Source organism: Carboxylicivirga marina, assembly GCF_016612505.1.
Lineage (GTDB): Bacteria > Bacteroidota > Bacteroidia > Bacteroidales > Marinilabiliaceae > Carboxylicivirga > Carboxylicivirga marina.
Genome location: NZ_JAENRR010000029.1, coordinates 55,298 through 65,702 on the forward strand (window position 1 = coordinate 55,298; position 10,405 = coordinate 65,702).

General features: G+C 39.3%; 4 protein-coding genes. 2 read left to right on the forward strand and 2 right to left on the reverse strand.

Annotated features, from left to right (window positions below; translation table 11 throughout):
- Positions 1 to 3 precede the first annotated feature (3 nt).
- Both JIV24_RS12865 and JIV24_RS12870 read right to left on the reverse strand, forming a co-directional pair.
- Positions 4 to 1,191, reverse strand: coding sequence for a T9SS type A sorting domain-containing protein (locus tag JIV24_RS12865; protein ID WP_200465458.1), 1,188 nt, complete (start codon positions 1,189 to 1,191; stop codon positions 4 to 6).
- Positions 1,192 to 1,256: 65 nt separating this feature from the next.
- Positions 1,257 to 2,726 (reverse strand): sulfatase, encoded by a 1,470-nt coding sequence (locus JIV24_RS12870; RefSeq protein WP_200465459.1) that lies wholly within the window; start codon positions 2,724 to 2,726, stop codon positions 1,257 to 1,259.
- 285 nt (positions 2,727 to 3,011) lie between these two features.
- On the opposite strand from JIV24_RS12870, the gene JIV24_RS12875 reads away from it, so the two are divergent.
- Positions 3,012 to 6,965 carry a hybrid sensor histidine kinase/response regulator transcription factor gene (locus tag JIV24_RS12875; protein WP_200465460.1) on the forward strand — a complete coding sequence of 1,318 codons (3,954 nt, stop codon included), beginning with the start codon at positions 3,012 to 3,014 and terminating at the stop codon, positions 6,963 to 6,965.
- Positions 6,966 to 7,834: 869 nt separating this feature from the next.
- A complete protein-coding gene (locus JIV24_RS12880; RefSeq protein WP_200465461.1) occupies positions 7,835 to 10,291 on the forward strand; it encodes a glycoside hydrolase family 95 protein in 2,457 nt (818 codons plus the stop codon).
- Positions 10,292 to 10,405 lie beyond the last annotated feature (114 nt).

The window sequence follows — 10,405 nt, forward strand, 5'->3', positions numbered from 1 at the left end:
CTCTCAGTTATTAACGATTAATTTAAAATGCCTTGATGTTGTTCCTTTTCTATTTATCATACGAATAAGGTAAAGGCCTTTTTTAAGGTGTGCTACACGAAATGAGTTATTGATTAAACGAATATCCTGAACTTGCCCACTTATTGAAAAACATTGCACATCCATCAACTCATCACCACCATATATATAAACAATATCTTTTGCTGGATTAGGTCCTATTCTTACATGGTTAACTTTTGTATCCAATACTGATGTTGTTATACCATCAGGCCACACTTTAAATCTGTTGATGTTTAGTTGTGATTGACCGGTATAAACCTCATATCCGGCATTAATGGCCTTCATCCAGGTATCATCCTGCGCAATATTATTCAAAGCAAGACCTAAGTATGGTTCTGGGATATTGGCATACTGCACATAGTCCCTGGTAGTTGTGATTAATTCTTTTACTTTCATCCTTAAAAGAGGTGGCGCCCCATTATTACCATAAGGAATCAACTTAATGTGCGCTTTATTATCCTTATCCTCTTTTCCTACAAAAAACTTGTAACGAACTGCATAGGTATAAGTATGGTTATCAATTATGATTTCAAAAGGCTTTAAGCTGCCATCGGTATTTCGTGCAAAAAAGTAGATGATACCATTCTTTACTTCAGGCTGGTCATCTAATCCGTCACTAAAATTGAAGCTTTGAGCTTTCACAACCAAATCGTAATCACGTTCGGCCGAAACGGGCTTACTATCTCTGTTACCATACATGTCAAAAATAAAATTGATGGATGCCATCCACTTGTCATTATCATCAGTTGCGTTGGTTTGACTACACACCCATTCTATTTCCATTGTCTCCGGAATATCTTTGATTAAAACAGGCATACCGGTAATGTCAAATTCACCCGGATGCCGTTGTCCTCCGTATTGTGAACCGCCAATTTTAATATTGGGATAGCCATCCATTCCACTGCCGCCTATATCACTATAGTCCAAATAATAGTGACCTCCCTTTTCATGATTATAATCTGAAGGGCAATAGTGCATTGTACCTCCAACACCATCGCTCATTCCCAGGGCATATGACGATACAGGTGCTATATTGCCACTAACAGTAATTAATTCACTTTCGAGGCAGGAATGCTGAGCATTGAGTTTCAAAACCAAAAAAAGTGCTAACAGGGAAGTAATCGTTCTCATCACCATCGTTTTTGATATAAGCTGATCAAAAAAGCGAATTACTACATGAGCAATTCGCTTTTAATTTACTTTTTAATGTATGCATTAACATCTAATCGCCATTGATGGAGCTCCTCCAGTAATGCCTGAGTTAGATCCGGCATCTGCTCCGACAAATCATTCTTTTCTTCAGTATCCTCTTCAATATTATAGAGTTCTACAATATCTTGATCATAAAACTCAATTAATTTGTAAGGTCCCTTTCTGATGGCTGTACTGTTTGAGTCGCCGGTTGCATGTGGACGATCAACTGGCGAGTGCCAAAAAACAGCACGTTCCGGATTTGGATCCTGCTGCTCTTTTAATGCCCACACAACACTTTCTCCATCTAAATGCGCTTGAGGCAATGGCTCTAAACCAACCATTTCAAGGATGGTAGGAAAGAAATCATTACCGGTTACCAAAGCATTACTCTGCATGCCTTTTTTTGTAATACCCGGCCATTTTACAATCATTGGCTCCCGCACACCACCTTCGTATAAATGCCCTTTACCTGCCCTAAGAGGGTAATTGGATGTGGCCACTCTTCTGGGGTTAAAACCTCGATTCGATAAGCCTCCATTATCCGAGAAGAAAATAATAATGGTATTATCCAATTGTCCCAGCTGCTTTAAGGTTTCGGTAATACGTCCTAAGCTTTCGTCCATACTATAAACCATACCAGCATAAGTCGCATTATCCTGATGCATCTTTGTTGTACCTGTTCCCTCTTCAATAAACGGCTCACCGGTGTAGGTCATGCTCTTCTTCTTGGCCTCGAACTTGTCGACGTGTTCTTGCTTGGCTTCAATGGGCTCATGAACGGCATAATGTGAAACATACGCAAAAAATGGTTTTTCCGGATGTGTTGCCTGATGATTATTCAAAAACTGAATTGTTTCATCTGTAATTCTATCCGTAAGATATTCCCCATCGGGTGCGTCATCTAGTCCTTCAATAGGTTTCTTTTTTGTTGTCCGGTGACTCTCATTATAAGGTGCAAAAAATGAGATAGGCGATCCGGCATGCCCGCCAGCGACATTTATATCAAAACCTACATCTTCAGGCATTGTGCCCGAGAATGCTAAATGCCATTTACCCGCAAAAAAAGTGGTATAACCACCTGCTCGCATAGCATCAGCAATGGTCACTTCGTCAGCTTCCAGTCGTGCTTCATCACCCGGATAAACACCTTTCGTTGGATTTAATTTTCCTTCACCTGGACCTGGCATTTGAGCCCTGGCGGGATAACGACCAGTTACTAAAGAATAACGTGAAGGCACACATCTTGGGTGTGTTGCATAAGCGTTATTAAAACGTACGCCTTCATTAGCCAATTGATCAATATTGGGAGTTTCATAAAATGGAGAACCATTATAGCCTACGTCCATCCATCCTAAATCATCTACCAGAAAGAATAAGACGTTAGGCTTTTTCGCTTGTTTTGATTTAGTACTATTTGTGCACGATAATAACCCAAATGTTATAACCAATGCTAAAAAAATATTGCGTTTCATTACTATATCAATTTTAAATTAACGTTACAAACTAAATTCAATTTCATGTGGCTCAATGTAGTTTGATATAAGATCAAAGGCATGCTAGGAATTGTTCTATTAAGGTAGAAAAATGATTCGCAGGTGTCAGAGTACTATTACAATCAAAGAATATTTAAAGGGTAACATACAGCACTTTTTATAAGAAGGCATTGTTAATGCTAAAAAACTATCGTAATACTAATGAAACAGTGCATAGATTAGTAAAAAACACTTATTTTTAGCTACCCGAAAAAAAAATGCTACATGCACAATAACAAACTATTCATTCCGACAGTTATCCTGTTACTTCTCTTCACCTCTTTTCCTGATCTAATTGGACAAGAAAAATTAAAATTTAAACAACTATCAGTTGAGGAAGGTATTAAAAACAGTCGGGTAGTTGATCTCACACAAGACGGTGATGGGTTTATGTGGTTTGCAACCCATGATGGCGTAGATAAATTTAATGGCACTGACTTTAAACACTACTCACTATCCTATCCAGCAGATCACACCATTAAAGATGATATTGTTAATTGCCTGGAATTATCACCTGTATATCATATCCTATGCGGCACTAAAAATGGTAATCTTTTTGGATACAATAAGAAAAGAGACAAATTCGAGAAACTATTGCCCAATGCCAAACATGAGAAAATATATAACATAAACTCAATTCTTTCAGTGAATAGGAAGGAGATCTGGATTGGCGCCACATCCGGTTTCTTTCATTATAATATTACAACACAAGAACTAACTCCGATTACTGGTATTTCATCCAGAGTCAATAGTATTAGTTCCATATCTGACAAATCACTTTTAATCGGCACACTATCGGGACTTTATCAAATCAACACAACAACAAAAGCCATTGAAAACATCCATATTCGTTCACAGCTCTTGAGTCAACTCAACCAACAAGACATTATGGTTACTTATAAAAGCGATAAGCATCTTTTGTTGGGAACAAGAAATTCAGAAGCATATAAATTCAAAATTGATTCCGACTCCATCAGATTTATTACCAAAGAAACGCTTGTGGATTCGGACAACAGAAGACCAATATACGACATCAAGCTTAGCCCGGATAAACAGAGCTATACAATTGCCATTGATGGTTACGGCCTGGTCTTTACCGATCTTGATCTTAAGCAAACCAATACGTACTTTGCCGATAACACGGAAGGAAGTTTAACAACCAATGGCCTTTATCAGGTACATTATAGTTCCGACAATATATTGTGGTTAGCTACCTATGGTGGTGGTATTATTATGTCTGACCCAAATAAGAAGAAATTTAAAGTCGCCAAAAAAGTTCCCTTCAACTCAAATAGCATTCGTAATAATATAGTTAATGCAGTTCTTGAGTACAAAAACAGCATTTGGTTTGGTACAAAAGATGGCATAAGTATATATTATCCTTCAACTGACAAGTGGAAACATCTACCACCCTTATCTCGTTCGGTTAAAAGGCCATTTCAGGTGATGTCCATGTGTCTTGGCGAAGATGGATCAATTTGGGTAGCGACCTACGGACGAGGTCTTATTAAAATTAACCCCCAAACGTTTCAACGCGAACAAATTTACAAAGCCAGTAAAGGTTGGAAACGCACACAAACAAATCACCTGTATCAGGTGATAAAAGATGCCGAAGGCCGAATATGGTCCGGTGGCATCTGGGGTGGAGTCACCATCATTGATGAAAGTCGACAACGAGTGGATAAAATTGACATCACCAATGTCAGGTCACTTCACGAAGAAAATGAATTGATATATATCGGAACCCTTTTCGGTTTATTCATTATTGACAAACAAACACTTAAAATAACGCGCCCCACGAACAACACCCTACTTTCCAGTCGAATAATAAGCATGTGTAAGCATCCTTCAAAAGAACTTCTATATGTCGGAACCGATGTGCACGGTCTTCATATCTGGGATCTGGAAACAGATAGTTTAGCACCAGTTAAGAGCTCCAATAGCTTACCAACAAACTTTGTACGCAGTATCATATTTGACAATCAAGAACAATTATGGGTGAGTAGTACAGGTGGACTGTCGTTGTACAACGATTCAAATATGCGTTATGATACGTATAATATTCGTGATGGACTGCCGAACACTGAATTTTCTGAAAACGCAGCCATCAAACACTCTTCCGGCCAATTAATATTTGGCGGTTCACGAGGTGTATCGTGGTTTTATCCAAAGGATATCACCAAGTCAAAACAGGTGGTTAAACCTATTTTAACAAGTTTTGAAATGTTTGGCCAAACGGTTCAAATCAGCAACGATGGTCCACTCAATGAGCACATTAATTTACAAGAGAAGATTCATCTGGCGCACAACCAAAATTCATTGAGTTTTAGGTTTGGCAGTATTTGTTACACCAACCCGCAGAATGTCAGCTACAAATGGAAACTGGAAGGATTTGAGGATAATTGGAATGGCCCGTCCAACACAAGGGAAGCTATCTACTCCAAATTACCTCCTGGTAATTTCATCTTTAAAGTAATGGTGAGCAACGATGATGGTGTTTGGCAGGATGAAGTTAAAACACTGACACTGAAGATCGATAAACCATTTTGGAAAACACCCCTAGCCTATGTTTTATATGGCATCATTCTCATCATATTGATTTTACTCAATATGCACTACTACCATACGATAGTTCAGGACAGGCATTATGCCGAAAAGCAACAATTCTTTATTTCCATTGCCCACGACCTGCGCACGCCTCTTTCATTGATTAAGCTACCCATAGAAAAGATGCTTGAGAAAATGAATAGCAATGAACTAGAAGGTTATAATATTAAACTGGTAAAGCGTAATGTTGATCGCCTGACCAACATGGTGAATCAATTACTTGATTTTCAGAAAGCCGACTTGAAAAAGATGCAATTACAGGTTGAGTTAACACAATTTGAACACTTTATCAGGGAACGCATTGACACCTTTTCCCCTTTATCGACAGAGAAAAACATCAGCATTGATATGAGTTTCAAAGATGATGGATGTGAATTATGGCTAGACCGCATCAAAGTGGAGAAAATAATGTTTAACCTCTTGTCTAACGCATTTAAATATACCGACGTGGATGGTTCAATTAAAATCAGAACCAAAACGGATAACAAATATGCCATTATTGAAGTGGAAGATACCGGTGAAGGTATTCCTTCCAATCAACAGAAAAAAATATTTCAACGTTATTACAGGGCATCAAATGCTATTAACTCAAGAGAAGTAGGTAGCGGAGTAGGATTGATGTTAACCAAACAGTTGGTTGAGTTACATGGAGGCTTGATTGACTTTGTAAGTGTCGAAAAAGTGGGTTCTATATTTACCATCAAATTACCTCTTGGAGATGCCCACTTTTCGGAAGAGCACATCAGGCAGGAAGAAACAGAAAAAAGTGAGTTGATCCCGATTGTTGCAACACAAGCTCCAACTGTTTTAGAAGAAACCGAAGGCCCTAAACTATTGATTGTAGAAGATCATCCAGAGCTATTGGAAAGTCTTCAGGCTGAATTAGCTGGCCAATACCAGGTATATACCGCCGCAGATGGTGCAGAAGGATTATCAGTGGCTATGAAAGAGTTGCCCGATATTGTTATATCTGATGTGATGATGCCAAAAATGAATGGACACCAGTTGTGTACGAGATTGAAGAACGAAATATCAACCTGTCACATTCCTATTATTTTACTTACGGCACTTGATTCGCCTGAATACAAACGCGAAGGGCTGGAGTATGGTGCTGATGCCTATCTTGAAAAGCCTTTTGATATTCAATTAGTCAAAACTCAAATCAAAAACCTACTTAAGAACAGGCAGCTTTTAAAAGGTAAATTTCTTGAACCTTCAACTCAGGTTGAAGACGTATCACCAACCAACACCGACCAGGTATTTTTAAATGACATCAAAGATTTAATTATTAACAACATTGATAGCGAAAAGCTAACCGTTGAGTTTATTGCTTCTGAATTAGGAATGAGTCGCCCAGTTCTTTATCGTAAAATTAAATCACTTACAGACTTGTCGCCCCAACAGTTCCTGATGACGGTTAAACTAAAAGAGGCCATTCGCATTATGAAGGAAGAGGGCCATAACATTAGTGAAACAGCCTATCGGGTTGGCTTTACCGATCCGAAATATTTTAGCCAGACCTTTAAAAAATATTTTAAAGTTACGCCAAGTCAGTATTTAAAGGACAATTAATATAATTCTAATAATACCAATTGTACTTCAAAATGCGCTTAAAGCCATTTTGCTCGTTACAATGGTAAATGCCAATACATAATCAAAGCGCCTTGATTTTAAGGTGCATTTTGATTAGTAAACGGTATAATTAGTGGTAGCAATTTTGCAGTTGACATTCGCCAGAATAAAAATTCAATCCTTATACTGTAAACCAATGATGAATTTGGATAATAGCCTATGAGCCATAATCATAGACCAGGTATTTAACTTAAGTGTCGGCCTATTTCCAACTCACTAGTGGGAATAACAACACTGTGTAATACCTCCAGAAAAACCAGGATAATGCTCGCCATTGAATGCAGGGAAATCGCTTTTAACTTTATTCTAGTAAAAGCTGTGAATCAAACGACCTCAGCAACGTAGATTGGGTACCCAGTTTCATAAGTAAAGGAATGAATTGAAAAGCGTGAATGCCTTAAAAAATAAACAACCACGAACAAAAATTTGGCACCAAGCTGCAAATCTTTAAATTATTGCGAAAAATGAAGACAGTATCAAACTTGTTTGAATAATGTTGAATAGAGCAATAATCAAGCATTAATATTTCCCGAAATGATGAATTATACCAATTGTTTTTCAAAGTGTGCCTAAGCGAAGCTTTGAAATTACAATGGTAAATGCCGATATTACATTAATTGAGTTTTATAAGCGAAGTGAAATAAGGCTCACTTTAATGTTTAATCGGTATAACAGCATCCTTTGTAATCATTTGCATACAATTGAATGACATTCCTGAATCATTTCCTACCCTTATTGAACGATTCCTCGTACTTTAACAGATTTTACAGCTCGTATTTTTGCCTTTATCGATATTAATTCAATCGTTTATGAATAAAATTTGTATGAACAGAAAGTATTTAGGAATGATGGTGGCTTCTTTGCTGCTTGTCTTAGGCTTTATTAACGGTTTCGCCAACGATACTATTAAAACCAATACAGAGCCCATTTATGAACTATGGGAACGTGAGCCTGTACCTCATCTCATCATAGAAACCGAAGCTGATGTAAGAGGAAATAAACTTAAATACTTTCCCTACGATGAAGCTTGGGAACAATGGTCTTATCCCATTGGCAACGGGTACATGGGCGCCAACATATTTGGCCGAACAGATGTTGAGCGCATTCAACTGACGGAAAAGACCTTGTTCAACACAGGTCTTTATGGCCTGGGTGGCCTGACAAGTTTTGCGGAAGTCGATATCCATTTTAACCATAAGGATGTGGAGGACTATAAGCGCTCACTCAACCTGAATGAAGCAATTGGACACGTTAGTTATCTGTCGGATGGTGTTAGGCATACTCGCGAAATGTTTATCAGCTATCCTGATCAGGTGATGATAATTAATCTCAAGGCGGACAAGCCGGGCGCACTCTCATTCAAACTCGCACCTCAGATTCCCTATTTGAATAGCTTGCGTGTGGCTGACAAAAAAACTGGTACTGTAGTCGCAAAGGGCAACGAAATTATCCTTTCCGGCACTCTGCCTAACGAAGGGAATAATTTTGAAGCGCAATTCAGGATACTTAACGATGGAGGCACACTTACTGCAGAAGGTGGTTCAATTAAAGTTGAAGGGGCAAACAACGTTTCAATTCTCATAGCTACAGGAACCAACTACAAACTCTCCTCAGAAGTCTTTCTGAACAATAATCGCATTAAACTCGATCCAAGTAAATCACCGCATGAGCGCCTTAGCAAGATTATAGGCTCTGCTGCTTCACGGGGTTTTGAAAGCTTGAAAGAACGCCATGTAGCGGACTATAAAAATTTGTTTGACCGGGTTCAGATAAACCTGAACTCTGAGGTTTCTGCACTTCCTACACATAAACTACTAGCAAGCTACCAGAGCAAAACGAAAGACACCTATCTCGAAGAGCTGATGTTTCAGTATGGGCGTTATCTGCTGATTTCAAGTTCTCGAGAAAAAACATTGCCTTCAGGCCTTCAGGGTGTGTGGAGTGCCTATGAAATTACACCCTGGACTGGTGGTTACTGGCACAACATCAATGTGCAGATGAACTATTGGGGCACTTTCGCGGTCAACCTCGCAGAATCCTTCGAGGCATACATCAATTATTTCAAGGCTTACCATCTCAAAGCTCAGGATAATGCACAGGCCTTTCTAAAAAAACATCATCCAGATAAAATATCTGATGATCGAAGTAAAAATGGCTGGGCAATCGGAACCGGAGCCACCCCCTATAAAATAAATATGCCTGGTGGACATTCCGGTCCTGGAACGGGTGGTTTTACCACCAAAATGCTAATGGATTATTATGAGTACACCTTGGATAAAGACTATCTGGAAGAGGTAGCTTATCCGGCATTACTGGGTATGAGCCGTCTGTTTTCTAAAACGCTCGTTCCTCAAGATGACTTCCTTTTAGTAAGCCCCTCAGCCTCGCCTGAGAATCCTATTACAAAAGAACAACTTGAAGGCATGCCTGGCCACCTTGCGGAAAACGGACGTCATTATGTGACCAAGGGCTGCACTTTTGATCAAGGCTTTGTCTGGGAAAACCATTCCGATGTGCTAAAGCTGGCCGAAATTATGGATATAAAAGAGCCATTCCTAGAAACAATTCGGAGCGAGTTACCAAAACTCGACCCAATCCAGATAGGTGAATCCGGTCAAATTAAAGAGTGGCGCGAAGAGACTACTTATTCCTCAATTGGCCAAAGAAATCATCGCCATATTTCACATCTGTGTCCGCTTTACCCGGGTACAATGATCAATTCATCTACACCAGAATGGAAGGCTGCAGCGATTAAAACCTTGAACTTACGTGGGGACGAAACCACAGGCTGGGCCATGGCACACCGTATGAATTGCTGGGCTCGCCTGAGTGACGGCGACCGGGCACACAAAATCTACCAACTTTTCATTGAGAAAAAAACGGTGCCGAATTTATGGACACTGCATCCCCCGTTTCAAATCGACGGAAATTTTGGTGTCATGGCAGGCGTGACGGAAATGCTGTTGCAAAGCCATGAAGAAGTTATTACGATATTGCCTGCATTGCCTAAAGCATGGAACACGGGATACTTTAATGGTCTTGTGGCTCGCGGAAACTTTGTGCTGTCTGCCAAATGGACAAAAATGAATCTTACAAATTTGTCGGTGACTGCGAGAAGCGGTGGTACATGCCGCTTGAAATTTGATAAACCTGAAAAAGCACATGTTGTGGATGCGAATGGTAAAAAAGTTAAATCCAGTGTATCCGAAAAAGGCATATTAACCTTTGAAACTAAGGCAGGACAGACGCTTCAGGTTGTTTTATAGTCTTCGTTAATTAAGGGTGCAGATCTTTCATTACGCAAATTTGATCAAAAATTGCTCCCGCCTGTTAGTATGTAAACAACTAAATATTAACAGTTATGCAGGAGCAAAAGTCAA